We start from the raw sequence: 24693 nt of genomic DNA, 5'->3' as shown, positions 1-24693 counted from the left end.
GGCCAGGGGAGGGCAGCGCGTAGTATTGCTTCAGGGCACACCAAAGAATGAAGGTTAGCATTCGCATTTCCGCATGTCTATGGCGCACAAGCAAAAACGAGCCCCATCTGTACTATTTCGTGACAAAAAAAGGCCCTGCGTTGTTGCAGGGCCTTTGTGGAGCGACAATTCCGTTGTTTGGATAAATACGGAATGCGGCTTCTGTGTTTACTTCGCCTGGTAGATCTTGTCGAACTCGCCGCCGTCGTCGAAGTGGCGTTTCTGGGCATTACGCCAGCCGCCGAACAGCTCATCGACCGAGAACAGGGTGATCGGCTTGTAGTTGCCGGCGAACTTTTTCATCACCGCTTCGTTACGCACGCGCAGGTAGTGCTTGGCACCGATTTCCTGGCCCGCCGGGGTGTACAGGAAGTTCAGGTAGGCGGTGGCCTGCTTGCGCACATTACGGCGGTCGACGACTTTATCGACCACGGCCACCGGCGATTCGGCCAGGATCGAGACGGTCGGATACACGACTTCGAAGTTGTCGCCGAACTCGGCGCGCACCATGCTCACTTCGTTTTCAAAAGTAACCAGGGCGTCGCCGATCTGGCGCTGGGTGAAGGTGGTGGTCGCCGCGCGGCCGCCGGCGTCCAGGATCGGTACGTTCTTGAAGATCTTGCCGACCAGCTCACGCGCCTGCGCCTCGTTGCCGCCCTTCTTCAGGACCGAGCCCCAGGCCGCGAGATAGGTGTAGCGGCCGTTGCCGGCGGTCTTCGGGTTCGGGATGATGACCTGCACGCCCGGCTTGGCCAGGTCGTCCCAATTCTTGATGCCCTTCGGGTTGCCCTTGCGGACCAGGAATACCATGGTCGAGTAGTAGGGCGCCGCGTTGTTCGGGAACTTCTTGGCCCAGTCCTTGGTCACGAGGCCGCGGTCGGCCAGCATGTCGATGTCGTTGGCCTGGTTCATGGTCACGACCGACGCTTCCAGGCCGTCGGCCACGGCGCGCGCCTGCTTGCTCGAGCCGCCGTGCGACTGCTTGATCGTGACGGTTTCGCCGCTGCTCTTTTTCCAGCTCTCGATGAAGGCCGGGTTGACGTCCTTGTACAATTCGCGCGCCACGTCGTAGGAGACGTTCAGCAGCTCGACGTTCGCGGCGCTTGCCGACATAGGCAGCGCTGCACCGACGGCCAGCGCGAGGATCCAGCGGCGCAGGGAACGGACTTGGGTATGTGGCATATTTTTCTCGCTCTTTCAATACAATGGGAACAGCGTGGATGTTCCATTTATTCGGAGAAAAACGGAAGAACAGAATAGTCATATGCTTAGAAGCGACGCGAGGTATGCATGGCTTCGGCAAGCTCTGCGGCTTTCGGTGTATAGTCCGCACATCGCCGCGCACGTCAAAAAACGTGCAGTAGAGCAAGAGACAACAGTTTTTACGGAATACTGGATAGAAGTTCATGGGTATCGATATTCGCAAAGCAGCCCCCACCGACGCCGCTGCTGCCTGCGCACTGCTGCGCCGTTCGATCGAGGAGGTCTGCGAACCTGACCACCGCGGCCGGCCCGAGGTACTCGACGCCTGGTTGGGCAACAAGACGCCGGCCACCGTCGCCGCCTGGTTCGGCTCCCCCAGCAACCACGCCATCGTCGCCGAGCGCGACGGGGAGCTGCTGGGGCTGGCGCTGCTGACCCAGGCCGGCAAGCTGGCCCTGTGCTATGTCGAGCCGGGCGCCCTGCGCAGCGGCGTCGGCCGTGCCCTGCTGGCCGCTGTCGAGGACCAGGCGCGCGCCTGGGAGATCCGCAAGCTGCACCTGCACAGCCCGGAAAGCTGCGCCAGCTTTTACGAACGCCACGGCTATGCCAACGCCGGCATCGAAAAATCCTGCTTCGGCCTCGAATGCAGCCTGATGTGGAAGAAGCTGGATGCCGATCCGGCCGCTGGTGCCGCCGCCCGCAAGCGTTTCTGCAACTGCAGTGAATAAAACGCTGCTTCCGCTTGCCAGAAACTTAACTCATCCTTAATTGCGGGCATTTAGCAACAAACTACGTCTTTTGTGCAAGATCTCCTTAGGCTATAGTACGGGCTTCGCAAAGATGAGTGCTTTATGTCTTCCCGTAGAGAATTCCTTCAACAAGGCATGCGCCTGTCCGCCCTCGGCGCATTGGCCACGACCGTGGCGCCGACGCTGATTGGCCAGGCCAATGCCGCTCCGCAAGCGGCGCCGGCCGACCTGACGCCGCCTCCCGACCTGTTCGACGCCCAGCTGCTCGACCTCGACTTCTGGGTCAAGCCGCGCACCCTGTCTGTGACGCGTCCGCAAAGCGGCGAGCGCGCCAAGGTGCTGTACTGGAAGGACGGCGAAGTCATCGATTCCGCCTACCAGCAACTGTGCCACCTGCTGCGCGACGTCAACGGCCGCGAGACCGCGCCCATCGATCCCAAGCTGCTCGAAATGCTGTGGGGCACCCAAGCCTTCATCGCCCGCTACGGCATGGAACAGCCGCTCGAGATCCTGTCCGGCTACCGCACGCCGGCCTCGAACGCGCGCCTGCTGGAGCAGGGCATCCCGGCCGCGCGCAAGTCGCTGCACATGTCGGGCAAGGCGGCCGACATCCGCATCGCCAGCCTGAACGAGGAAGTGCTGGGCGGCCTGATTCGCAGCTTCCGCCAGGGCGGCGTCGGCTACTATTACCGCTCCGGTCCGAAGGGCGGCTGGATCCATGCCGATACCGGCCTGAACCGCACCTGGAAAGGTTGATAGGCTTGCGGGCGCCATCATCGCGCCGCTTTTTGCTATCGTAAGATCCACGGAGTCCGATCCCGAATGATCTTGCGAAGGAGAACGCGATGGCAACGATGAACGCACCGATGGATCGCCGCATGGGAACCGAGCGCCGCAGCGCCATGCGCGAAGGCGGCCGCTCGGCCATGTCGGCACTCGATTACCTGGCGATGGCGCTCCTGATCATCGGCGGCCTGAACTGGGCCATGGTCGGCCTGTTTGAGGTCGACATGGTCGCCACCATCTTCGGCCCCGGCAGCCCGGCGGCGCGCCTGGTCTACGTACTGGTCGGCCTGGCCGCGCTGTACTCGATCTACACGACGGCGAAGATGGCCGGGGCGAAGCGCCATCACTAAGCCCTTAGCAAACAAGACCGTGCGCGTCGGACTGATCTCCGACACGCATGGACTCCTGCGTCCGGAAGCACTGGACTTCCTGGCCGGCTGCGACCACATCGTCCACGGTGGCGACATCGGCAACGCCGCCATCCTCGAACGCCTGGCGCAGATCGCGCCGCTCACCGTCGTGCGCGGCAACAACGACCGCGAAGCCTGGGCGCGCGCCATTCCCGTCAGCGCCACGCTGCGCATCGGCACGGTAGCATTGCACGCCATCCACGACCTGAAGGAACTCGACATCGACCCGCTTGCTGCCGGCGTGCGCGTCGTCGTCTCGGGCCACTCGCACAAGCCGGCCTGCATCGAGCGCGACGGTGTCCTCTATATCAATCCCGGCAGCGCAGGGCGGCGCCGCTTCAGCCTGCCGATCTCGGCGGCCGAACTGATCATCGAGGCGGGCGCGCTGCGGCCCCGCATCGTCACGCTCGTGGGACCCGACGCGCGCTGACGCGGCGCCGGAAATGCCGTAGGATAGCTCCTTTGCTTTTGATCTCGCTCAGCACCCGATGACCGCTCCACTCGATACGCCGCCACGCTTCCGTCCCCGTCCCTGGATCCACCTCGAAACCCCGCAGGACGTCGAACTCTGGATCGCCGAGCACGACCAGGCGCTGCAGGAACTGATCAAGCCGCAGGAAACCGGCTACGGCGTCTGCTTCACGCTGGCCGAAGGCGGCAACATCTACATGCAGACCCATGAAGATGCGATCCAGCTCGACGTCGACGACGAGGCGAGCTGGGTGACGCCGCTCATCTCTGCCGCGTCCGGCGTCGAGCCCCCGCGCGGCTCTTACTGGCTGCTGCCGGCCGACAAGCTGATCCAGCTGGTGATCGGCCTGTCGAGCCTGGTCGCCAGTACGACCCTGGTGGTGGGCCACCGCTTCGGTTCGCGCGGCGGCCTGGGCAATGCCGCACGGGCCTACTGAGAAGGCTTTCCCGCCCGGGCCTCGCGCTTTTCGGTTATAAAAGCGATATTCGCTTTTTTAACGGAGAGCAATCTTGAAGCCCACGCCGTCCCTTTCTGATTCACGCCGCCGCGCCGCCCGGCTCGGCGCCATCGTCCTTGCGCTCGGCTGCATGGGGCCGGCAATGGCCGCCGACCTGCTCGACACGGTCAAGGCGCGCGGCACCCTGCGCATCGCGATGGAAGGGACCTATCCTCCGTTTAACTTCAAGGACCCGAAAACGGGCCAGCTGGCCGGCTACGACGTTGAGGTCGCCAAGGCCGTATCCGCCAAGCTGGGCCTGAAGCCCGAATTCGTGAGCACCGAGTGGTCCGCCATCCTGGCGGGCCTCGCCGCCGGCAAGTACGACGTCATCGTCAGCCAGGTCGCCATCACGCCCAAGCGCGAGCAGGCCTTCGATTTCTCCCAGCCCTATACCTATTCGTCGCCGCAACTCATCGTGCGCCGCAACGAGAGCCTGCAGTACAAGACCCTGGCCGACCTCAAGGGCAAGACCCTGGGCGTGGGGCAGGGCAGCGTGTTCGAGCAGCAGGCCAAGGCGGTGCCCGGCATCGTGGTGAAAAGCTATCCGGCCGCGCCCGAGAATTTGCAGGACCTTGCCTTCGGACGGGTCGACGCGGCCCTGAACGACAGCCTGATGGTGGCCTACCTCCTGAAGAACTCGCAGCTGCCGATCAAGGCCGGCGCGCGCGTGGGCGCGGTCGAGCGCATGGGAATTCCTTTCCGCAAGGGCAATCCGAAGTTCAAGGCGGCGGTCGACAGGGCGCTGGCCGAGCTGCAGCGTGACGGCAGCCTGGCGCGCATGTCGACCCGCTGGTTCGGCAGCGATGCTTCGCGGCCGGCGCGCTGAATGGACCTGCCGACTTTGCTGCGCGATGCGGCGCCCACCATGCTGACGGGCGCCGGCTACACGCTGCTGTTCGCGCTGGCGGCCATGGTGGGCGGCCTGGCGATCGGGGTGCCGGTCGCGCTGCTGCGCATCGCGCCCTGGACTTTCCTGCGCTGGCCCGCCACCCTGTACGTGAGCGCGATGCGCGGCACGCCGCTGCTGGTGCAGATCTTCGTCATTTATTATGGCCTGCCCAGCGTCGGCATCGAGTTCACGCCGGTGACGGCCGGGGTGCTGGCCCTGTCCCTGAACAGCGGCGCCTACCTGTCGGAAAGCCTGCGCGGGGCGATCGCCAGCATCGGGCAAGGACAATGGCGCGCCGCCTTCAGCCTCGGCCTCGGCTACGGCCAGACCCTGGCCCACGTGGTGCTGCCGCAGGCGCTGCGGGTGGCGGTGCCGTCGATGAGCAATACCCTCATCAGCCTGATCAAGGACACCTCGCTGGTGTCGGTGATCGCCCTGACGGAACTGATGCTGGCGACGAAAGAGGCGATCGCGACCAGCTTCCAGCCGCTGCCGCTCTACCTGGCGGCGGCCGCGATCTACTGGATACTCAGTCTCGTGTTCGAGCAGCTGCAGCGCGTGGCCGAGCGCCGGCTGAACCGTCCGCACGCCCAGCACCGATAAAGGAAAGACGATGTTCGAAATCAGCCAGCTGCGCTGCTTCGTGGCGGTGGCCGAGGAACTCCACTTCAGCCGCGCGGCCGAGCGCCTCAACATGACCCAGCCGCCGCTCTCGCGCCAGATTCGCCTGCTCGAGCACCACGTCGGCGCGCGCCTGCTCGAGCGCAACAGCCGCGTCGTGCGCCTGACGGCCGCCGGCAAGGCCTTCTTTCCCGAAGCGGCGCGCATCCTGCGCATGGCCGAAGAGGCGACTTTCACCGCCCGCCGCGTGGCCAAGGGCGAGCAGGGCACGCTGGCCATCGGCTTCACGGGCGGCGCCGGCTACAGCCTGCTGCCGGAGGTCGTGCGGCGCCTGCGCGAGCACTCGCCGGGCGTCGTCCTCACGCTCAAGGAACTGGTCAGCACCGAGCAGGTCGAGGGCCTGAACGCGAGCCAGCTCGACCTCGGCCTGCTGCGTCCGCACGCGCTGAACGCCGAGCTCGAATCGGCGCTGCTGGCGACCGAGGCGCTGATGCTGGCGATCCCGAAGGGCGAAGCCGACCGCTGGCCGCTGGCGCCGACCCTGGCCGACCTGCACGGCAAACCCTTCGTCATGTATTCGCCCTACGAGGCGCGGCCCTTCCACCAGATGCTGAGCGAACGCTTCGAACGCGCCGGGATCGTGCCCGACATCGTCGAGCACATCGGGCAGGTGCACACCATGCTGGCGCTGGTCAACGCCGGCATCGGCGCCGCGCTGGTGGCCGAAGGCGCGACGCGCCTGCACTTCGACGGCATCGTCGTGCGCCGCATCGAGACCGAGCCGGTGCGCATGGTCTGCGCCTGGCGCCGCGACAACGACAATCCCATCCTGCAGCTCTTCAAGCGCGACATCCTGCCGACCTTCCACGAGGTTTGAAGCGAACTCATCCATTCAATTCGTGAATCGGACACGTCACAGCTTGGTTTGTTGCTGAATCCTTCCCCCTCTATGATTGTTTTAGTGCAAGAAAGCTGACGCCCACGCGCAGCACCGGCAAAGCGCGGCGTCGACCGCGCCCGGCCTTGCATCCCCACAAAGGAGACCATCATGAAGAAGGCACGTATTCAGCTCGGCCCTCAGTTCGGCCTGTTTGCGCTCGGACTGCTCGGCGCGGCAGCGGCACAGGCACAAACCAACGTCACGATCTACGGCATCATGGACGCAGCCCTCGTCGTCGAGGACGGCGGCACGGCGGGACGCACCACCAAGATCACCAGCGGCGCGGCCTCGGCCTCGCGCATCGGCTTTCGTGGCACCGAAGACCTCGGCAACGGCCTGAGCGCCTTCTTCACGCTGGAAACCGGCGCCAAGATCGATACCGGCACCCTCGACGCCAACAACACGATTTTCAACCGCCAGGCCCTGGTCGGCCTGAAGGGCAAGGCCGGCGCCGTCGCGCTCGGCCGCCAGTACACGCCCTGGCACAATGCGCTGGCCCAGGTCGGCGACCCGTTCAGCACCGGCTATGCCGGCAGCTCGAAGAACGTTTTCGCCGACAATGGCGCGAACGTCCGCAGCAGCAATACGATCACCTACGCCTTCCCGAACGTGAACGGCGCCTGGTTCGAACTGGCCTATGCGCTGGGCGAGGGCGCCAGCAGCGCCGACGGCCGCCAGTACGGCGGCGCCATCGGCTACGCGCGCGGTCCGCTGAACGCACGCCTGGCCTACAACAGCAAGAACGCCGAGACGCCGCAACCGGGCGGACGCCGTGGCCGCAACACCCTGCTGGCCGCCAACTACGACCTCAAATTCATCAAGCTGTACGGCGCCTTCAACGTCGACAAGGGCTTCAACGCGGCGCCACTGGGCAACCCGAACAATCCCTACGGCGGCGTCAGGCCGACCGCTTCGACCGACGGACGCGAAGTGCTGCTCGGCCTGAGCGCACCGGTCCCGGGCGGCACGCTGCTGGCCTCGGTGATGCACAAGGACGACCGCACCGCCTTCAACCAGGACGCCAACGCCTGGGGCGTCGGCTACCTGTATCCGCTGTCGAAGCGTACCAACCTGTACGCGGCCTACGGCCACATCGACAACCGCAACGGCGCCGGCTACACGGTTGCCAACAACACCGAGTCGGGTACCGGCGACACCGGCTACAACCTCGGCATCCGCCACACGTTCTGATCCCGCATCACGATTCCACTTATCGATACAAAGGGTGGATCGATCAGGACAGTGTTTGGTTTGTTCGGCCATCGTGGCACGCCTATGATGGCCTTCACCAGACACCAGACAGTTCAGCCCTGACCGCCGCCCCGGCGGCAGGCATACCGCACCAGGAGACATACGTGGAACAAGCACAGGCCCGGACTACCGCCGCCGGCAACGCCTCGGGCGCCCCAACCATCACTTCGCTGCGCGTCGTGCCGGTCGCCGGCCAGGACAGCATGCTGCTGAACCTCTCCGGCGCCCACGGCGCCTGGTTCACCCGCAACATCGTGATCCTGACCGACAGCGCCGGCAACACCGGCCTGGGCGAAGTGCCGGGCGGCGAAAAAATCCGCCAGACGATCGAGGATGCCCGTTCGCTCGTGGTCGGCAAGACCCTGGGCGAATACAACAATGTCCTCAACACCATGCGCAGCGCCTTCGCCGAACGCGACGCGGGCGGCCGCGGCCAGCAGACCTTCGACCTGCGCGTGGCGATCCACGCCGTCACCGCGGTCGAATCGGCGTTGCTCGATCTGCTCGGCCAGTTCATGAACGTGCCGGTGGCCAGCCTGCTGGGCGAAGGCATGCAGCGCGACGCGGTCGAGATGCTGGGCTACCTTTTTTATGTCGGCGACCGCAAGAAGACGCCGCTGGACTACCGCGCCGAGCCGGACGCCGACAACGCCTGGTTCCGCCTGCGCAACGAGGAAGCGCTGACGCCGGAAGCCATCGTGCGCCTGGCCGAAGCGACCAGGGAGCGCTACGGCTTCAACGATTTCAAATTGAAGGGCGGGGTGCTCAGCGCCGACGCCGAGATGGAAGCCATCGTCGCGCTGCACGAGCGCTTCCCGGAAGCGCGCTGCACGCTCGACCCGAACGGCGGCTGGTTATTAAAAGACGCGATCCGCGTCTGCCGCGACAAGCACGGCGTGCTGGCCTATGCCGAGGACCCGTGCGGCGCCGAGGACGGCTTCTCGGGCCGCGAGGTGATGGCCGAGTTCCGCCGCGCCACCGGCCTTCCGACCGCGACCAACATGATCGCCACCGACTGGCGCCAGATGGCCCACTCGATCCAGCTGCAGTCGGTCGACATCCCGCTGGCCGATCCGCACTTCTGGACCATGCAGGGTTCGGTGCGCGTGGCCCAGCTGTGCCAGATGTTCGGCCTGACGTGGGGCTCGCATTCGAACAACCACTTCGACATCTCGCTGGCCATGTTCACCCACGTCGGCGCCGCCGCACCGGGCAAGGTCACGGCGATCGACACCCACTGGATCTGGCAGGACGGCCAGCGCCTCACGAAAGAACCGATGAAGATCGAGGGCGGCATGATCCGGATTCCGGAAAAGCCGGGCCTGGGCATCGAACTCGACATGGTGGAACTGGAGAAGGCGCACCAGGCCTACCGCAACATGGGCCTGGGCGCGCGCGACGACGCGGCAGCGATGCAGTTCCTGGTGCCGAACTGGAAGTTCGACGCCAAGGGGCCTTGCCTGGTCCGTTGAGCATGTTCATTAAGTCTCGCCGGGCATCCGCCCAAGCGAGACAGCTTGTATCACTTTCAACGCCCTAGACTACAATAATCAGGAGACACGAAATGAATGCAAAGAAGTTGCTGCTCGGTGTGCTGTCGAGCATGGTGCTGATCACTGGCGCACACGCCGCCTACCCGGAGAAGCCGATCACGGCCGTGGTGCCGTTCCCGCCGGGCGGCTCCACCGACGCCATCGCGCGCGCCGTCGGCCAGAAGGTCTCGACCCGCTTCGGCCAGCCCTGGGTCGTCGACAACCGTCCCGGCGCCACCGGTGCGATCGGCGCCGGCCTGGTCAAGCGTGCGCCGGCCGACGGCTACACGGTGATGGTGGCCTCGATCGGCGTGTATGCTGTCAACCAGTTTCTGCAAAAGGGCCTGGCCTATAACCCGCAGCGCGATTTCGACCTGCTGACGGTGGCCGTGCGCGCGCCGAACGTGCTGGTCGCGCGGCCCGATCTCCCTGCGAACAACATCCAGGACTTCGTCGCCTACCTGAAGAAGAACCCGGGCAAGGTCAACTTCGCGTCCTCCGGCAACGGCAGCTCGGACCACCTGACGGCCGAACTGTTCTGGCAGAAGAGCGGCACCAGCGGCCTGCACGTGCCGTATAAGGGCGGCGCGCCGGCGATCACCGACCTGCTGGGCGGCCAGACCGACGTCTCGTTCGTGAACATCAATGCCGCGCTCCCCTACATCAAGAGCGGCAAGCTGAAGGCCCTGGCCGTCACCGGCGAACAGCGCTCCGCCGTCCTGCCCAAGCTGCCGACGCTGGCGGAATCGGGCGTGCCGGGCGTGGAAATCTATTCCTGGCAGGCGATCGCCGCGCCAAAAGGCTTGCCGAAGGACGTCAAGGCGAAGCTGCACGGCGCCATCGTGGCCGCGCTGAACGAACCGGACTTGAAGTCCAAGCTGGTCGAGCAGGGTTTTGAGGTGGTGGCGAATACGCCCGAACAGTTCGACCAGTTCCTGGCCGCCGAACAGGCGCGCTGGAAGAACGTGATCGAAGTGGGCAAGATCACGCTCGACTGAAGACGGCCGCTGGATGAAAAACGGCGCGGGTCTGCGGACCCGCGCCGTTTTTGTTTAGAAGTTGTGGAACACACCCAAGGACAGGGTCCGGGTCTCGATGCCCAGTTGCGGCGCCGTGCTGCCGGCCTCGAAAGGCAGGGCCACGCTGTTCAGGATGATGGTCGAGGCGCCGAAGTTGCGCACCGAACCGGCGCGCGCGTACAGGCCGGTGCGGCGCGACAGGTCGTAGTCGACGCCCAGCATCAGGCCCAGGGCCGAGGATTCGACCGGGCTGCCGGCCGCATTGCGCGCGCCGTCGGTGTCGCGGTGCACCAGCGAGGCGCGCCAGCTGAGGCGGTCCTGGACCAGGATCGCGCCCAGCGTCGAGATCTGTGCTTCGCCGGCGCCGGCGAGTTGCGGCGTGGTGCGCGCGTACGAGGCCGACAGCACGAGCTTGCCCGTGTCGTAGAGGGCGCCGACGGCCGGGATGTCGGTGCGTACCGATTGCGCCGGCTGACCGACATTGACGGTGACCGGGCTGCTCCAGACCTGGGTCATGCTCGCCGCCAGGTAGACGCGGCCATCGGTGAAGGAGAGCACGCCGCCGCGCGTGCCGACCTTCGGCTCGCTCGTGCCGTAAGGGTTGGTGGCGTAGATCGCCTGCGCGCCGAAGCCCATCACGCGTGGGGTGGCGTAGGTCAGCGACTTCGGCACGCGCACGGGGATGGTTGCGGCGCCCGGGCCGAGGTCGGTATTCGCACCGACGCCGCGCGGACCCTGCATGGCGCCGCCGCCGACCCAGGTGTAGACCGAATTGGTCGGCACCAGCACGAAGGGATCGACGAACAGCGGCAGCATCGCATTGATCTGGTTACCGAAGCGCAGCGTGCCGAAGGTGCTCGATTTCAGGCCGACCCAGGATTCGCGGTTGAACAGGGCGCTGCTTTGCTGGGTGCCGGTATCGGCGTTGAAGCCCGCTTCCAGCTTCGCTTCCGCCTTCAGGCCGCCGCCCAGGTCTTCCGACGCGTAGAAACCGAGCTTGGAGGTATAGGCGCCGCCGCTTTGCTGCTGCCAGCGGCCGGCCGCGTGGTCGGTCTTCGTGTGCATCATGCCGAGATCGACGGTGCCGTAGATGCGCACGCTGTCGCCCGTGTTGCCATATTCGGGCAGCTGGGACATGCGGGACATCAGGAAGGACTGGTTCTGGGCCGAAGCGGGGAGAGCGGCGAGGAGGGTGCAGAGCAGGGCGGGGTACAGCGCGGTGGAACGTGGCATCGGTGAGAATTGGTGAGATTGCAAAGCAGGATTATCACATGCGAGTAATCTCATCGGAAGCGCGGAGTTGCCGCAAAACAACGTCTGCTCAAACGCCGTACCGCGTGGAGTCAGGACTCCACCCTACGAATACCAATGAATCGTAGGGGTCATTGAGGCCAATGGCCTCAATGACGGGTTCACCGGAGTCCCGGCTCCACGCGTTTACGTGCGCCAAATAGACCCTAAAAAAACGGGCGCCAGAAGCGCCCGCCAGACTTACATATTCGGATAATTCGGCCCGCCGCCACCCTCCGGCGTCACCCACACGATATTCTGCGTCGGATCCTTGATGTCGCAGGTCTTGCAGTGCACGCAGTTCTGCGCATTGATCTGCAGACGGTCCTGGCCGGCGTCCGTCTTCACGAACTCGTACACGCCCGCCGGGCAATAGCGCTGCTCGGGGCCGGCGTACTTGGCGAGGTTGACGTCGACCGGGATGCTCGGGTTCTTCAGCGTCAGGTGCACCGGCTGGTCTTCGGCGTGGTTGGTGTTCGAGATGAAGACCGAGGACAGGCGATCGAAGGTCAGCTTGCCGTCCGGCTTCGGATACACGATCGGCTTGAACTCCGAGGCCGGGCGCAGGCATTCGTGGTCGGCGTGCTTGTGGCGCAGGGTCCATGGCGCCTTGCCGCGGAAGAGCATCTGGTCGACGCCGGTCATGAAGGTGCCGAGATACAGGCCCTTGCTCATCCACGGCTTGAAGTTGCGCGCGCGGTGCAGTTCCTCGTACAGCCAGGATTTCTCGAAGGCTGCCGGGTAGGCCGTGAGTTCGTCGTGCTGGCGGTTCGCGCCGAGGGCCTCGAAGGCCGCTTCGGCGGCCAGCATGCCGGTCTTGATGGCGCTATGGCTGCCCTTGATGCGCGAGGTGTTCAGGAAGCCGGCGTCGCAGCCGATCAGGGCGCCGCCCGGGAATACGGTCTTCGGCAAGGATTGCAAACCCCCTGCGGTAATCGCGCGCGCACCGTAGGAGATGCGCTTGCCGCCTTCGAAGAAGCCGCGGATCGCCGGGTGCGTTTTGTAGCGCTGGAATTCCTCGTACGGCGACAGGTAGGGGTTCTGGTAGGCGAGACCGACCACGAAGCCGACCGCGACCTGGTTGTTTTCCAGGTGGTAGAGGAAGGAACCGCCGTAGGTGTCCTTGTCCAGCGGCCAGCCGGCCGTGTGGATCACGAGGCCCGGCTTGTGCTTGGCCGGGTCGATCTCCCACAGTTCCTTGATGCCGATGCCGTAGGTCTGCGGATCCTTGCCGCGGTTCAGGTCGTACTTCGCCATCAGCTGCTTGCCGAGGTGGCCGCGCGAGCCTTCGGCGAAGAAGGTGTACTTCGCGTGCAGTTCCATCCCCAGCTGGAAGGCGTCGGTCGGATTGCCTTCGCGGTCCACGCCCATGTTGCCGGTCGCGACACCTTTAACGGAACCATCCTCGTTGTACAGGATCTCCGCCGCCGGGAAGCCGGGGAAGACTTCGACGCCCAGGGCTTCGGCCTGTTGGCCCAGCCAGCGCACGACGTTCGCCAGCGAGATGATGTAGTTGCCGTGGTTGGTCAGCATCTTCGGGACCATGAACGAGGGCGTCGCCGTCGCCTTGGTCTCGGTCAGGAACAGGACGCGGTCTTCGGTCACTTCGGTGTTGAGCGGTGCGCCGAGTTCCTTCCAGTTCGGGAACAATTCGTTCAGGGCGATCGGATCCATGACCGCGCCCGAGAGGATGTGGGCGCCGACTTCGCCGCCTTTTTCCAGGACGCAGACCGAGACTTCCTGGCCTTTTTCAGCCGCCAGCTGCTTCAGGCGGATCGCTGCCGACAGGCCGGCCGGGCCGCCGCCGACGACGACGACGTCGTACTCCATCGCTTCGCGCGGGCCGTATTGTTCGAGGATGTTGGTTGTCTCTGTCATGGTGTTGGTATGGTCAAAAAAATTTAAGCACGAGTGTGCGGGTTTTTCCGCGCGAATGCAATGTCGGGCGCCATTTTAGGCGGAATATTAGGGTCAGTAATCTAATACCGGCGATTTATGACATCATTATGCCTTCGACATCAACCGTGTCGGAGCACAACAGGACAGGAGCGAACGTGGGCATCGAAGTGAATTACGAAGGAAAGATTGCGATGGTCACCGGCGCCTCCAGCGGGCTCGGTGCGCGCTTCGCGAAAGCCCTGGCCGGGGCCGGGGCGCAGGTCGTACTGGCCTCGCGCCGCACCGAACGCCTCAAGGAATTGCGCGCCGAGATCGAGGCCGACGGCGGCGCCGCCCACGTGGTCAACCTGGACGTGACGGACATGGCCAGCATCAAGTCGGCGATCGCCCACGCCGAAACCGAGGCCGGCCCGATCGACATCCTGATCAACAACTCGGGCGTGCAAAGCACCCAGCGCCTGCTCGATGTGACCGAGGACGACTACCAGTACATCATGGACACCAACCTGCGCGGCGCCTTCTTCGTTGCGCAGCAGACCGCCAAGCGTATGATCCAGCGCGCCAAGGGCGACCCGAGAAAACAGCACCGCATCGTCAACATCGCCTCGGTGGCGGGCCTGCGCGTGCTGCCGCAGATCGGCGTCTATTGCATGAGCAAGGCCGGCGTGGTGCAGATGACGAAGGCGATGGCGGTCGAGTGGGGCAAGTACGGGATCAACGTCAATGCCATCTGCCCCGGCTACATCGCCACCGAGATGAACGAGGACTATTTCGAGACCGAACAGGGCCGCAAGCTGATCGACCTGCTGCCGCGCAAGCGTCCCGGCAAGCCGGAAGACCTGGACGGCCTGCTCCTGCTGCTCGCGGCCGACGAGGCCCACTTCATCAATGGCGCCATCATCACGGCGGACGACGGCATGACGGCGCAGTAGTCACGCGCGTCGTAAAATAGCGGAAGTGGCGCCGGAAGCGGCGCCATTTTTTTTAACGTAACGAGTCTGAAGCATGAGCGACAAAAAACTGATCCACACGATGCGCATGGACGTGCGCTGGGGCGACATGGACGCCATGGGCCACGTCAACAACACCGTCTATTTCCGCTACATCGAAACGGCCCGCATCGCCTGGCTCGAACAGATCGGCGCCTTGCCCGATCCGAGCGGCGTCGGCCCGGTGCTGATCAACGCGCGCTGTTCCTTCCTCAAGCAGCTGAAGTATCCGGCCCAGATCGAAGTCACGTCGTACGCGGCCGCGCCGGGGCGCTCGAGCTTCGAGGTCATGCACGAGATCCGCCTCGTTGGCGAGGACGGGCAGGCCGGAGCGCTGCACGCCGAAGGTGCGGCGAAGATCGTGTGGGTGGATTTCGCGGTCGAGAAGTCGGTGCCGCTGCCTGAAGAAGTGCGCGCGCTGTTGCCGGTGCCGCAATAAGGGATACGGTGAACCGCGTGGAGTCAGGACTCCACCCTACGTACACCACGGATCGTAGGGTGGAGTCCTGACTCCACGCGTTACATCGCTAGCGCGCCACCCCCACCAATTTGTGGACCAATTCCGACGAGGTCGATGCCGAAAACTTGCGCATCAGCTTCGCCCGATGCATCTCCACCGTCCGCGGACTCAGATCCGTCTCGCGCGCGATGATCTTGCTGGTCTTGCCCTCCACCAGCAGAGCCGCGATCTCGCGTTCGCGCGGCGTCAGCTCGGCCGTCACCGGGCGCTTCTCGCTCACGTCCTCGAAGGTCCAGACGCCCGCGCCGAGCGGCTCGCTGGCGTTCAGGGCGCGCCCCGTCACGTGGCACCAGAACAGCTCGCCGTCGCCGCGGCGCATGATGCGCTCGTCCGAATAGCGCCCCTTCGCATTCATGATGGGGACGATGCGGTCGCCCGTGCGCAGGAATTCGTCCATGGTCGGATACAGCACGGCGAAGGACTGGCCGTCGAGCTGGTCGCGCTCGTAGCCGAACATGGCGGCCAGCGCCTGGTTCGAGGACTGGATCACGCGATTGACGGAGATGCACATGCCCACCGGCGCATGCTGGAAAATCATCTCGTAATCGATGGTGTAGGATGGATTCGCGGGACGCGTGTCTTGAGGCAGGGCCATGGCCGGTAGTTCTACGGTATTGTGCTTTGAATCGGCCTATTTTATGCTGGCATTCTACTCTGCGGTACATAAACGGCAATTCAGCCAATCTACAAAAGGGACGGGTATGAACAAAGTGTATCCTGACGCGGCATCGGCACTGGCCGGCGTCGTTCAAGACGGCCAGACGATCGCCGTCGGCGGCTTCGGCCTGTGCGGCATTCCGGAAGCGCTGATCGCGGCGCTGCGCGACTCCGGCGTGAAGCAATTGACCGCGATTTCCAACAACGCGGGCGTGGACGGCTTCGGCCTCGGCCAGCTGCTGGAAACGCGCCAGATCAAGAAGATGATCGCCTCGTATGTCGGCGAAAACAAGGAATTCGCACGCCAGTTCCTGGCCGGCGAACTCGAGCTCGAATTCACGCCCCAGGGCACGCTGGCCGAGAAGCTGCGCGCCGGCGGCGCCGGCATCCCGGCCTTCTTCACCAAGACCGGCTACGGCACCATCGTTGCCGACGGCAAGGAAACCCGCGAATTCGACGGCGAACAGTACGTCATGGAACGCTCGCTCGTGCCCGACGTCTCGCTGGTAAAAGCCTGGAAGGCCGACAAGGCCGGCAACCTGGTGTTCCGCAAGACCGCGCGCAACTTCAACCCGAACGTCGCCACCGCCGGTAAAGTCTGCATCGTCGAAGTCGAAGAGCTGGTCGAGATCGGCGAGATCGATCCGGACCAGGTGCACACCGCGAGCATCTTCGTGCACCGCATCGTCCACAATCCAACGCCGGAAAAGCGCATCGAACAGCGCACCGTGCGCGCGGCCAACTAATATCGACCGGAGACAGAACATGGCATGGACTCGTGATGAAATGGCCGCGCGCGCGGCGAAGGAACTGCAGGACGGTTTCTATGTGAACCTGGGCATCGGCCTGCCGACCCTGGTCGCCAACTATGTGCCGCAGGACATCGAAGTCTTCCTGCAATCGGAAAACGGCCTGCTCGGCATCGGCCCGTTCCCGACCGACGACGCGGTCGACGCCGACCTGATCAACGCCGGCAAGCAAACCGTGACCGCGCTGCCGGGCGCCGCCTACTTCAGCTCGGCCGATTCCTTCGGCATGATCCGCGGCGGCAAGATCAACCTCGCCATCCTGGGCGCGATGCAGGTCTCCGAGCGCGGCGACCTGGCCAACTGGATGATCCCGGGCAAAATGGTGAAGGGCATGGGCGGCGCGATGGATCTGGTCGCCGGCGTCAAGCGCGTGGTCGTCGTGATGGAACACGTCGCCACCGCCAAGGACGGCTCGACCAGCCACAAGATCCTCAAGAAATGCGACCTGCCGCTGACCGGCGTCGGCGTGGTGGACCGCATCATCACGGACCTCGGTGTGATCGATGTGACCGACAGCGGCCTGAAGCTGGTGGAACTGGCGCCGGGCGTGACGAAGGAGCAAGTTGTGGAAGCCACTGCTGCCGAGCTGGACGTGTCGGCGGTCTGACTCAGGCGACCAGGCTTGCAGTAGTCAAAAAAGCCCGGCGTGTGCCGGGCTTTTTGTTTTTATCGGCCGACCAATCTTTTCCTTGATCAAAAGCCCAGGTCCATACCGAGCCTCTTGGCAAGGAAAAAGGTCCCGTACACCAAGACCACGAGCAATAGCACGAAGGCTACAGCCACCTTGGCGCTCGCGCGCAGCACGGCTCGACGCTCCTTCTCCTTTCCCTTCTTCCCCTGGTCATAATGCCACTTGATGGCAAAGAACATCCCCGTGCCCAGCACGAGAAACTTGAACGTCACGGCGACGATAGGGAACCATTCCATGATTTGCTTTGCCGATACAGATGAGAGAGGAGAAAACGTCAGCGGCCTCCATGCATGGATGGTGTTGCTACCCGTTTTGAGGCATTCTACTCAAAAGCAAAATCCATACATTGAGACAAAATGTCCCAGTTGAAAACCATACAAGATGAGGATCTGCCAAGCTGGCTGCCGCGCCTGGCCGCGCACAAAGGGCCGCGTTTCCTGCAGATTGCGGATGCCTTGCAGGCGGCGGTGGCGGACGGATTCCTGAGACCGGGCGACCGTCTTCCTCCGCAGCGCCAGCTGGCGGCGCAGCTGGAGGTCGACCTGACGACGGTCACGCGCGCCTACGACGAAGCCAGGCGCCGCAACTTGCTGGAGGGCCGCGGCGCGCGCGGCACCTACGTCGCGGCGCCGAAGGTCGAGTTGACGGCGGTCCTCGACCTGAGCATGAACACGCCGCCACCGCCGGACGGCGTGGACTTCGACGACATGCTGAAACAGGGTCTGTCGCAAGTACTGATGAGGGCGGATAACGCATCGCTGATGACCTACCACCTTGGCGGAGGCAGCGACGCCGACCGCAAGGCCGGCGCCAGGTGGCTGGAACCGATGTTCGGGCAGCTGGATGCCGGGCAACTGGTCGTCTGTCCGGGCGCGCAGGCGGCGATCGCCGCATTGATCCTGGCGCTGACGGCGCCTGGCGACGTTATCCTCGCCGAGCCGGCGACCTATCCGGGCCTGCGCGCCGCGGCGGCCCAGTTCGGCCGGCAGGTCCTTGCGGTGGAAGCGGACAGGCATGGGATGCTGCCCGAGAAGCTCGAGGAAGCCTGCCGCCGGCACAAGCCCGGGCTGGTCTACCTCAATCCGACCCTGCAGAACCCGACCGCGGTCACCGTGCCGGAACGCCGGCGCAAGGAGCTCGCCGCCATCGCCCAGCGCTGCAATGTACGCATTGTCGAGGACGATCCCTACTGGCTCCTTGCCGATGCCCCGCCGCCGCCGATTGCCGCGCTTGCCCCGGACCAGGTGCTCTACATCTCGACCCTGTCGAAATGCCTGACGCCCGGATTGCGCGTCGCCTTCGTGCTCGTGCGCGACCCGCAGGAACGCGAACGCTTCCTGGCCGCGCTCAGGTCGTTTGCGCTGATGGCCGCTCCGCTGACGGCCGCCCTGGCCACGCAGTGGATCCTCGACGGTTCGGCCGACGGCTTACTGGCGGGCGTCTGCAAGGAGGCGCGCCTGCGCCACCGGATGGCGCGCGATATCCTGGCGGGACGCTACAGCGGCGCGGGAGACGGCTTGCATGTCTGGCTGGAGTTGCCGGCGTACTGGCACTCCGCGCAGCTGGCGCGTGCAGCCGACAACGAGGGCATCGCCGTCACGCCGGCGGAGGCATTCGCAACCGGCGGCGCATTCGTGAATGCAATCCGGATCTCCCTGGGCAGCATCCAGGACCGTGGACGCCTGCAGGCGGGGCTTCAGCGGCTGTCCGACCTGCTCGCGCGGCGGCCCGAGCCGTTCAGTGCTGCCGTGGTTTGACTATCGAGGAAACACTGTGCTTCATCCCGACACGACTTCAGCCGTCCCATTCGATAACGCAAGCCACGTGCGATGGATTCGCGTCGAGCGCATCCTGGCCGGCCTCACCATCCTCGACGGCCTGCTCGGCCTTGCCGTCTGGATGCTTGCCGGCAGTGCGAGCGGCGCATTGGCGCTGCTCTCGCTGCTGGCCTTGTTTGCCGGAATAAATGCCTGGCGCGGGCGGCCAGCCGGGCACCTTGCCGCGCTGGCCTTCTATGGCCTGCAGCTCGCCACCTACCACGCATTCGATTCCAGCTTCGCTTACCGTGTGCGCGGCGGGCTGAACCTGGGGGCCGTCGTCTACCTGCCGAACGCCGTGCTGGTGCTCAACCTCTTTGCGATCGGGATGTTCGCTGCATGCGCGGCACTTCTGTGGTGGCGTGTGCGCGGTGCAGGACAAGCTAGAGCACGTACCAGTAAATCGTGACGTAGTGCGCGGCGCTTCCCGCCAGCACGAACAGATGCCAGATTCCGTGCGCATGCCGTAGCCGCGCATCGAGCACATAAAAGACGATCCCGACCGTGTAGGCGATGCCGCCGCCCAGCAGCCAGGCGAAGCCGTCCGCGCCGAGTCCCTCGTGCAGCGGCCCGATCATGGTCGCCGCCGACCAGCCCATCGCCAGGTAGAGCAGCAGCGACAGCACCCGCGCGCCGGAGTGCGGCCGGGCTTCCTGCAGGATGCCGACGATGGCCAGTCCCCAGACGACGCCAAGCAGGATCCAGGCTTCGCTGCCGTCCAGCATCAGCATGCAGAAGGGCGTGTAGCTGCCGGCGATCAGCAGGTAGATGCTGAGGTGGTCGAAACGCTGCAGCAATTGCTTCAGCTGGCCGCTGGCGCCGTGGTAGGCGGTCGAGCAGGCATACATCAGGACCAGCGAGACGGCGTAGACGGCGGTGCTGAACAGGCCCAGGTGCCCGTTGGCGTAGAAGGCGCGCCCGAGCAGGGGAATGCTGGCGCCGAAGGCCAGCACGGCACCGCCGAAATGGGTGAGGGTGTTGAGCTTTTCGCCGTCTTGCATGGGGCCCCCGCTGACCGGTGCGCGACGATCGGCCGTCGCATCTCGATTCTAGCGCGGGCGCGCCGGCGCACACTGCCGGGAACGGAAGCATGTGCGCCGCTGTTGCTTTTCAGCCCAGGGACCAGACGTACTGGACCGGCACCCAGGCGCGCACCGGCTGGCCGCCGGCGGTGCCGGGCGTGAAGCGGCACTTGGCGATTGCGACCCGCGCCGCCTCGTCGAGCGAGCGGTCGCCGCTCGACTTCAGGACCAGGGCGTCGGCGACGCTGCCGTCGGTGTCGACCAGGAAACGCAGGGTCACGGTGCCTTCGGCGCGTTTCGCCAGCGCCTCGGGCGTGTACTCGGGCTTGGCGCAGGAAGCGAACTGGGCAATCGGCTTGGTGCTGAGCGCTTCCTGCCGCGGGGCGGCGCCCCGCGTCGCGGTCTGCGCGCAGCCGGCGATGCAGGCCGCCGCCATGGCCAGGACCGGAAGCGCGGCCTTCCAGCTCGTTGCCTGTGTTTCGGGACGTAGCAATCGTTTGATGCGTGACATGAGATCTCCTCCGTTGGCCGCCTGGGCCAGGTCGTGGGTTGCGAACTGGAGACGTTCCAGTTCGGACAGCGCAAGGGCCAGACGCCGCGGTTCGCCGAGCTGCCTTGCTGCGATATCGTCCGCAATCTGCTCGCGCTCGACACGGATGCGGTGCGAGAGCCACCAGACCACGGGGTGGTAGAACAAAATCGTTTCGATGACGCGCTGCGCCAGGTTGACCAGGTAGTCGCAGCGGCGCACATGGGCCAGCTCGTGGGCCAGCAGGGCTTCCAGCAGCTGCGGCGGCATGCCGGTCAGCAAAGACGCCGGCACCAGTACCACCGGGCGCCACCAGCCGGCCGTGACCGGGCTGGCCAGCGAGTCGACCACGCGCAGGCGGACGGCGCGGGTGATGCCGAAGCCGGCCGCCATGCCGGCCAGCCGCGCATTCCAGTGTGGATCGGTGCGGCGGCCCTGCGCGGCCCGTCTCACCCAGACCAGGCCCAGGGCCAGGCGCAGGCCGAGCGCGCCGGCACAGGCCGCCCAGCCCGCCACCAGCCACGTCAGGTGAGCTTGCAGGAAGCCGCGCCAGCCGCCGCCGGCAAGGCCGTCGCCGCCGGCCAGCACCTGGGCCAGCACGGGCGTGCCGCTTGCGCCCGATGCGCCGCCATGCAGGCGCGCGATCAGTTCCGCCATCGGCCAGAGCAGGCACAGCAGCAGGGCGAGGCAGAGCGTCAGGTAGCGCGTTTCGGGACGCGCGCGGCGCAGGCCGATCAGCGCCACCGAGGCTTCCAGCCCGACCAGGGCCGCCTGCCAGACCGAATCGAGCAGGGTGGCGCCGACGTGGCCGATCAGTTCGGCGCCCGTCATTTGTCGTCCTCCTTCAGCAGCTTCTCGATCTCGGCGCGCTCCTTCTTCGAGATGCCGCTTTTCAGGGCCGCCAGCACCAGCGCCTTGGCGGAGCCGGCAAAGGCGCGCTGCATCAGGTCGCGGATCAGGTTGGTCTGCAGCGAATCCTGGGGCTGGGCCGGCGCATACACGTGCGAGCGTTCGCTCTCGTCGCGGATCAGGAGGCCCTTGGTGTGCATGATCTGCATCAGGCGCAGCACGGTGGCATAGGTCACGTCCGGACGCGTTGCCTGCATCGCTTCGTGTACCTGGCGCGCGGTCGCGGAGCCGAGCGGCCACAGCACCTGCAAAAGGTCGAGTTCGGCCGCGGTGGGCTTGGGTGTGTCGGCAGATGCGCTCATGGCGGTTCCTCGTCGATGCAGGGTGATTGAATCTAGATTATCTTGTCTAGAAAGGATTGTCTAGGTTATTTTCCAACCGTGCGGCCTCGCGCCGAAATAAATAGACAAGATTGTCTATATCAGCCTATTCTTTCTGTTCAATAACATCGACAGGAGACTTCATGCTGAAACAGCTCGCCCTCGCAGCCGCCCTGGCGGCCCCCGTCGCGGCCCAGGCTTCGCCTCTGCCGACTTACCCCTTCGTGCACGTGAGCGCGGAAGCCACGCGCTACACGACGCCGAACATCGGCACCATCGATTTCCTGGTCAGTGCGGTCGAGGGTGAGCCGGGACAGGCGCAGGCGACGATCGAGACGCGCATGGCCGAGGTGCGGGCTTTGCTGCAGGAACAGGGCGTGCCGCTGGAAGACCTGGAAACGCGCGACGTGCGCCGCGAGCCGGGCAGCAACAAGGCCGCCGAGGCGACGCCGCAGGAGTTGCGGGTCAGCGTGCACCTGATCGTGCGCGACCTGTCGAAGTGGCGCGCCGTGGTGGCGCCGCTGCTCGACAAGCCGAACCTGAGCGGCTTCGCCACCTCCTTCGACCTGACCGAGCGCGACGCCTTCGAAGCCGAGCTGATGGCCGACGCCCTGCGCGAAGCACGCCGCCGCGCCGAGATCATCGCCAAGGGAGCGCGCCGCAAGCTCGGCGCCGTCACGGGCGTGACGCCGGGCGGCGTGAAAAACCTGGGCGCCGCGATGGGCGTGGTGCGCACCGACTTCAGCTACCAGCGTTCGCGCCCAGGCAACGTGGGCGCACGCGATTTCCTGTCGGTCGATGCCCTGAAGCTGATGCAGCCGGTGGATGTGGTGTTCAAGCTGGAGTGATCACTTCTTCTCGATCTTGCCGTGCACCTCGTTCACCATCATCAGCGCCGCCGAGCCGTAGAACTTGTGGTACTCGGCGACCATCTCGCCGTTGATGATGACGGGGTCGGTCGCGACCCAGGTTTTCGCGGCCTCGATGTCGGGCGTGTTGAAGACGAAGATGCCGCGGCGGCCTTCCTTGCCGTCGAGCGGGCCGGCCAGCACCAGTTTCTTTTCGCCGGCGAGCTTGCCCATGTTGGCGAAGTGGCCCTCGAACATCTTCGTGCGGGCCTCGCCGGCCGGCATCTTGTTGGGGCCGGTTTTCAGGATGACCAGCACGTATTGGCGCATGCCGCGTTCGTCGGCGCCCAGGGATTTGGCCAGTTCGGCGTCGTAGCTTGGTGCGGTTTGGGCCGCGGCGGCTAGTGGTAAAGCGAGCAGGGCGGCGAGGGCGAGGGTGGACAGGCGCATCGTGGGGTCTCCGTGTTGGTGTGGCGCGGAGCGTAGCACGGCGCTAAAAGACGGGCAACGATTAGACGTAGGGTGGAGTCCCGACTCCACGCGTTTTCAAAGTATGCGTTCCGGCGAAAAAAAACCGCGCCGAAGCGCGGTTTTCATCGGGAAGGAAGCAATCAGGCAGCTTCGCGGATCGGGGCAGCATGCTTCGCATGCTCTTCCACAAAATGCCCCGACAGCACCGCCTCCATGCGTTCCTTGTCCAGCTCGTTCTCCCACTTCGACACCACCACCGAGGCCACGCCGTTGCCGACGAAGTTGGTCAGTGCGCGGCATTCGCTCATGAAGCGGTCGATGCCGAGGATCAGGGCCATGCCGGCGACCGGGATGGTCGGCACCACGGCTAGCGTCGCAGCCAGGGTGATGAAGCCGGCGCCGGTGATGCCCGAGGCGCCCTTCGAGGTCAGCATCGCCACGGCGAGGATGGTCAGTTCCTGCATCAGGGTCAGTTCCGTGTTGGTTGCCTGGGCAACGAACAGGGCAGCCATGGTCATGTAGATGTTGGTGCCGTCCAGGTTGAACGAGTAGCCGGTCGGGACCACCAGGCCCACCACCGACTTCGAGCAGCCGAGCTTTTCCAGCTTGCGCATCAGGGCCGGCAGGGCCGATTCCGAGGAGCTGGTGCCGAGCACGATCAGCAGTTCTTCCTTGATGTAGCTGATGAACTTGAAGATCGAGAAGCCGGTCAGCTTGGCGATGGTGCCGAGCACGACGACGACGAACAGGCCGCAGGTCAGGTAGAAGGAACCCATCAGCTTGGCCAGCGGGATCAGCGAGGCCAGGCCGTATTTGCCGATGGTGAAGGCCATCGCGCCGAAGGCGCCGATCGGTGCGACCTTCATGACGATGTTCACCACGCCGAAGATGACGTGCGAGAAGTCTTCGATGATCTTCGTCGTTGCACGGCCGCGTTCGCCGAGCATGGACAGGGCCACGCCGAACAGGATCGCGATCAGCAGCACCTGCAGGATGTCGCCCTTGGCGAAGGCATCCACGAAGGTGTTCGGGATGATGTTCATCAGGAAGTCGACCGTGCTCTGGTGCTGGGCCTTTTCCGTGTACTGGGCGATCGCCTTGGTGTCGAGGTGCGCCACATCCACGTTGAAGCCGGCGCCCGGCTTGGCGACGTTGGCGACGATCAGGCCGATGACGAGGGCGAAGGTCGACACGACTTCGAAGTAGAGCAGGGCCTTGCCGCCGACGCGGCCGACTTTCTTCATGTCCTGCATGCCGGCGATACCGGCCACGACGGTGCAGAAGATGACGGGGGCGATGATCATCTTGATCAGCTTGATGAAGCCGTCTCCCAAAGGCTTCATCTTGGTGCCGAGCTCGGGGTAGAAGACGCCGAGCAACACGCCGAGCACGATGGCGAACAGCACCTGGACGTACAGGATTTTATAGAAAGGCTTTTTCATGACAAGGCTTCATGAGATTGATGGTGTTGCCATCATCACGAATTCTCACTGTAGTCGCTATTGTGGAAAT

General features: G+C 64.9%; 28 protein-coding genes. 18 read left to right on the top strand and 10 right to left on the bottom strand.

The window, feature by feature from the left end; genetic code table 11:
* Nucleotides 1–207: 207 nt before the first annotated feature.
* On the bottom strand, nucleotides 208–1221 hold the full coding sequence (locus ACFPQ5_RS12240) for a sulfate ABC transporter substrate-binding protein (RefSeq protein WP_379755609.1): 1014 nt from the start codon (nucleotides 1219–1221) through the stop codon (nucleotides 208–210).
* Nucleotides 1222–1445: 224 nt separating this feature from the next.
* Here ACFPQ5_RS12240 and ACFPQ5_RS12235 point away from each other — a divergent pair, with 224 nt between their 5' ends.
* The 11 genes from ACFPQ5_RS12235 (at nucleotide 1446) to ACFPQ5_RS12185 (ending at nucleotide 10389) form a co-directional block, all read left to right on the top strand.
* Nucleotides 1446–1970, top strand: a complete 525-nt coding sequence (locus tag ACFPQ5_RS12235; protein WP_379755606.1) for a GNAT family N-acetyltransferase — start codon at nucleotides 1446–1448, stop codon at nucleotides 1968–1970.
* Between the two features lie 123 nt (nucleotides 1971–2093).
* Nucleotides 2094–2747, top strand: a complete 654-nt coding sequence (locus ACFPQ5_RS12230; protein ID WP_379755603.1) for a YcbK family protein — start codon at nucleotides 2094–2096, stop codon at nucleotides 2745–2747.
* 89 nt (nucleotides 2748–2836) lie between these two features.
* Nucleotides 2837–3127, top strand: coding sequence for a DUF378 domain-containing protein (locus ACFPQ5_RS12225; RefSeq protein ID WP_379755600.1), 291 nt, complete (start codon nucleotides 2837–2839; stop codon nucleotides 3125–3127).
* Nucleotides 3128–3146: 19 nt separating this feature from the next.
* Nucleotides 3147–3617 carry a metallophosphoesterase family protein gene (locus ACFPQ5_RS12220; RefSeq protein ID WP_379755597.1) on the top strand — a complete coding sequence of 157 codons (471 nt, stop codon included), beginning with the start codon at nucleotides 3147–3149 and terminating at the stop codon, nucleotides 3615–3617.
* Between the two features lie 58 nt (nucleotides 3618–3675).
* Nucleotides 3676–4095, top strand: a complete 420-nt coding sequence (locus tag ACFPQ5_RS12215; RefSeq protein WP_379755594.1) for a hypothetical protein — start codon at nucleotides 3676–3678, stop codon at nucleotides 4093–4095.
* A gap of 151 nt (nucleotides 4096–4246) precedes the next feature.
* The gene (locus ACFPQ5_RS12210; protein WP_379760095.1) at nucleotides 4247–4984 is read left to right on the top strand and encodes a transporter substrate-binding domain-containing protein; all 738 of its coding nucleotides are present in this window, start codon (nucleotides 4247–4249) and stop codon (nucleotides 4982–4984) included.
* On the top strand, nucleotides 4985–5650 hold the full coding sequence (locus tag ACFPQ5_RS12205) for an amino acid ABC transporter permease (protein WP_379755590.1): 666 nt from the start codon (nucleotides 4985–4987) through the stop codon (nucleotides 5648–5650).
* Nucleotides 5651–5660: 10 nt separating this feature from the next.
* On the top strand, nucleotides 5661–6545 hold the full coding sequence (locus ACFPQ5_RS12200; protein ID WP_379755587.1) for a LysR family transcriptional regulator: 885 nt from the start codon (nucleotides 5661–5663) through the stop codon (nucleotides 6543–6545).
* A 171-nt stretch (nucleotides 6546–6716) separates the two neighbouring features.
* Nucleotides 6717–7799, top strand: coding sequence for a porin (locus ACFPQ5_RS12195; RefSeq protein WP_379755584.1), 1083 nt, complete (start codon nucleotides 6717–6719; stop codon nucleotides 7797–7799).
* 164 nt (nucleotides 7800–7963) lie between these two features.
* Complete coding sequence (gene gudD / locus ACFPQ5_RS12190) at nucleotides 7964–9331, top strand: glucarate dehydratase (protein ID WP_379755581.1); 1368 nt, start codon at nucleotides 7964–7966, stop codon at nucleotides 9329–9331.
* 92 nt (nucleotides 9332–9423) lie between these two features.
* Nucleotides 9424–10389 carry a Bug family tripartite tricarboxylate transporter substrate binding protein gene (locus tag ACFPQ5_RS12185; RefSeq protein ID WP_379755578.1) on the top strand — a complete coding sequence of 322 codons (966 nt, stop codon included), beginning with the start codon at nucleotides 9424–9426 and terminating at the stop codon, nucleotides 10387–10389.
* A gap of 54 nt (nucleotides 10390–10443) precedes the next feature.
* Here ACFPQ5_RS12185 and ACFPQ5_RS12180 read toward each other — a convergent pair whose 3' ends face one another.
* Both ACFPQ5_RS12180 and ACFPQ5_RS12175 read right to left on the bottom strand, forming a co-directional pair.
* On the bottom strand, nucleotides 10444–11643 hold the full coding sequence (locus ACFPQ5_RS12180) for a porin (RefSeq protein ID WP_379755575.1): 1200 nt from the start codon (nucleotides 11641–11643) through the stop codon (nucleotides 10444–10446).
* A 258-nt stretch (nucleotides 11644–11901) separates the two neighbouring features.
* Nucleotides 11902–13578: an electron transfer flavoprotein-ubiquinone oxidoreductase gene (locus ACFPQ5_RS12175; protein ID WP_379755572.1), complete on the bottom strand. Its 1677-nt coding sequence runs from the start codon at nucleotides 13576–13578 to the stop codon at nucleotides 11902–11904.
* A gap of 176 nt (nucleotides 13579–13754) precedes the next feature.
* Between ACFPQ5_RS12175 and ACFPQ5_RS12170 the strand changes: the two genes are divergently transcribed.
* Together ACFPQ5_RS12170 and ACFPQ5_RS12165 are read left to right on the top strand one after the other, a co-directional pair.
* Nucleotides 13755–14531 carry an SDR family oxidoreductase gene (locus tag ACFPQ5_RS12170; protein WP_379760093.1) on the top strand — a complete coding sequence of 259 codons (777 nt, stop codon included), beginning with the start codon at nucleotides 13755–13757 and terminating at the stop codon, nucleotides 14529–14531.
* A 73-nt stretch (nucleotides 14532–14604) separates the two neighbouring features.
* Entirely contained in the window at nucleotides 14605–15027 is a 423-nt protein-coding gene (locus ACFPQ5_RS12165) for an acyl-CoA thioesterase (protein WP_379755569.1), read from the top strand.
* 88 nt (nucleotides 15028–15115) lie between these two features.
* Here ACFPQ5_RS12165 and ACFPQ5_RS12160 read toward each other — a convergent pair whose 3' ends face one another.
* Complete coding sequence (locus ACFPQ5_RS12160) at nucleotides 15116–15703, bottom strand: LuxR C-terminal-related transcriptional regulator (protein ID WP_379755566.1); 588 nt, start codon at nucleotides 15701–15703, stop codon at nucleotides 15116–15118.
* A gap of 106 nt (nucleotides 15704–15809) precedes the next feature.
* Here ACFPQ5_RS12160 and ACFPQ5_RS12155 point away from each other — a divergent pair, with 106 nt between their 5' ends.
* Nucleotides 15810–16511, top strand: a complete 702-nt coding sequence (locus ACFPQ5_RS12155) for a CoA transferase subunit A (RefSeq protein ID WP_379755563.1) — start codon at nucleotides 15810–15812, stop codon at nucleotides 16509–16511.
* A gap of 19 nt (nucleotides 16512–16530) precedes the next feature.
* Nucleotides 16531–17181 (top strand): 3-oxoacid CoA-transferase subunit B, encoded by a 651-nt coding sequence (locus tag ACFPQ5_RS12150; RefSeq protein WP_136221461.1) that lies wholly within the window; start codon nucleotides 16531–16533, stop codon nucleotides 17179–17181.
* Between the two features lie 86 nt (nucleotides 17182–17267).
* On the opposite strand, the gene ACFPQ5_RS12145 is transcribed toward ACFPQ5_RS12150, so the two are convergent.
* Nucleotides 17268–17501, bottom strand: a complete 234-nt coding sequence (locus ACFPQ5_RS12145) for a hypothetical protein (protein ID WP_379755558.1) — start codon at nucleotides 17499–17501, stop codon at nucleotides 17268–17270.
* A 120-nt stretch (nucleotides 17502–17621) separates the two neighbouring features.
* On the opposite strand from ACFPQ5_RS12145, the gene ACFPQ5_RS12140 reads away from it, so the two are divergent.
* Together ACFPQ5_RS12140 and ACFPQ5_RS12135 are read left to right on the top strand one after the other, a co-directional pair.
* Nucleotides 17622–19022 (top strand): aminotransferase-like domain-containing protein, encoded by a 1401-nt coding sequence (locus tag ACFPQ5_RS12140; RefSeq protein ID WP_379755555.1) that lies wholly within the window; start codon nucleotides 17622–17624, stop codon nucleotides 19020–19022.
* Nucleotides 19023–19089: 67 nt separating this feature from the next.
* On the top strand, nucleotides 19090–19491 hold the full coding sequence (locus tag ACFPQ5_RS12135; protein ID WP_379755553.1) for a hypothetical protein: 402 nt from the start codon (nucleotides 19090–19092) through the stop codon (nucleotides 19489–19491).
* Here the strand turns inward: ACFPQ5_RS12135 and trhA are convergent.
* From trhA to ACFPQ5_RS12120, 3 genes are all read right to left on the bottom strand, one after another.
* Nucleotides 19466–20083, bottom strand: a complete 618-nt coding sequence (trhA, locus tag ACFPQ5_RS12130) for a PAQR family membrane homeostasis protein TrhA (RefSeq protein WP_379755550.1) — start codon at nucleotides 20081–20083, stop codon at nucleotides 19466–19468. The genes ACFPQ5_RS12135 and trhA overlap by 26 nt on opposite strands.
* Nucleotides 20084–20192: 109 nt before the next feature.
* Entirely contained in the window at nucleotides 20193–21464 is a 1272-nt protein-coding gene (locus tag ACFPQ5_RS12125) for a M56 family metallopeptidase (RefSeq protein ID WP_379755547.1), read from the bottom strand.
* Nucleotides 21461–21844 (bottom strand): BlaI/MecI/CopY family transcriptional regulator, encoded by a 384-nt coding sequence (locus ACFPQ5_RS12120; protein WP_379755544.1) that lies wholly within the window; start codon nucleotides 21842–21844, stop codon nucleotides 21461–21463. Before ACFPQ5_RS12120 ends, ACFPQ5_RS12125 begins: the two co-directional genes overlap by 4 nt.
* Nucleotides 21845–22005: 161 nt before the next feature.
* Here ACFPQ5_RS12120 and ACFPQ5_RS12115 point away from each other — a divergent pair, with 161 nt between their 5' ends.
* Nucleotides 22006–22710, top strand: a complete 705-nt coding sequence (locus tag ACFPQ5_RS12115; RefSeq protein ID WP_379755541.1) for an SIMPL domain-containing protein — start codon at nucleotides 22006–22008, stop codon at nucleotides 22708–22710.
* Here the strand turns inward: ACFPQ5_RS12115 and ACFPQ5_RS12110 are convergent, their stop codons facing one another.
* Together ACFPQ5_RS12110 and ACFPQ5_RS12105 are read right to left on the bottom strand one after the other, a co-directional pair.
* A complete protein-coding gene (locus ACFPQ5_RS12110) occupies nucleotides 22711–23160 on the bottom strand; it encodes a YciI family protein (protein ID WP_379755538.1) in 450 nt (149 codons plus the stop codon). It lies immediately after the preceding gene.
* A gap of 161 nt (nucleotides 23161–23321) precedes the next feature.
* Nucleotides 23322–24623, bottom strand: coding sequence for a dicarboxylate/amino acid:cation symporter (locus ACFPQ5_RS12105; protein WP_379755535.1), 1302 nt, complete (start codon nucleotides 24621–24623; stop codon nucleotides 23322–23324).
* Nucleotides 24624–24693 lie beyond the last annotated feature (70 nt).

Source organism: Massilia suwonensis (assembly GCF_042655665.1).
Lineage (GTDB): Bacteria > Pseudomonadota > Gammaproteobacteria > Burkholderiales > Burkholderiaceae_D > Telluria > Telluria suwonensis.
Note: the sequence above shows the minus strand (reverse complement) of the source record. Positions and strands in the feature narration are given on the sequence as shown.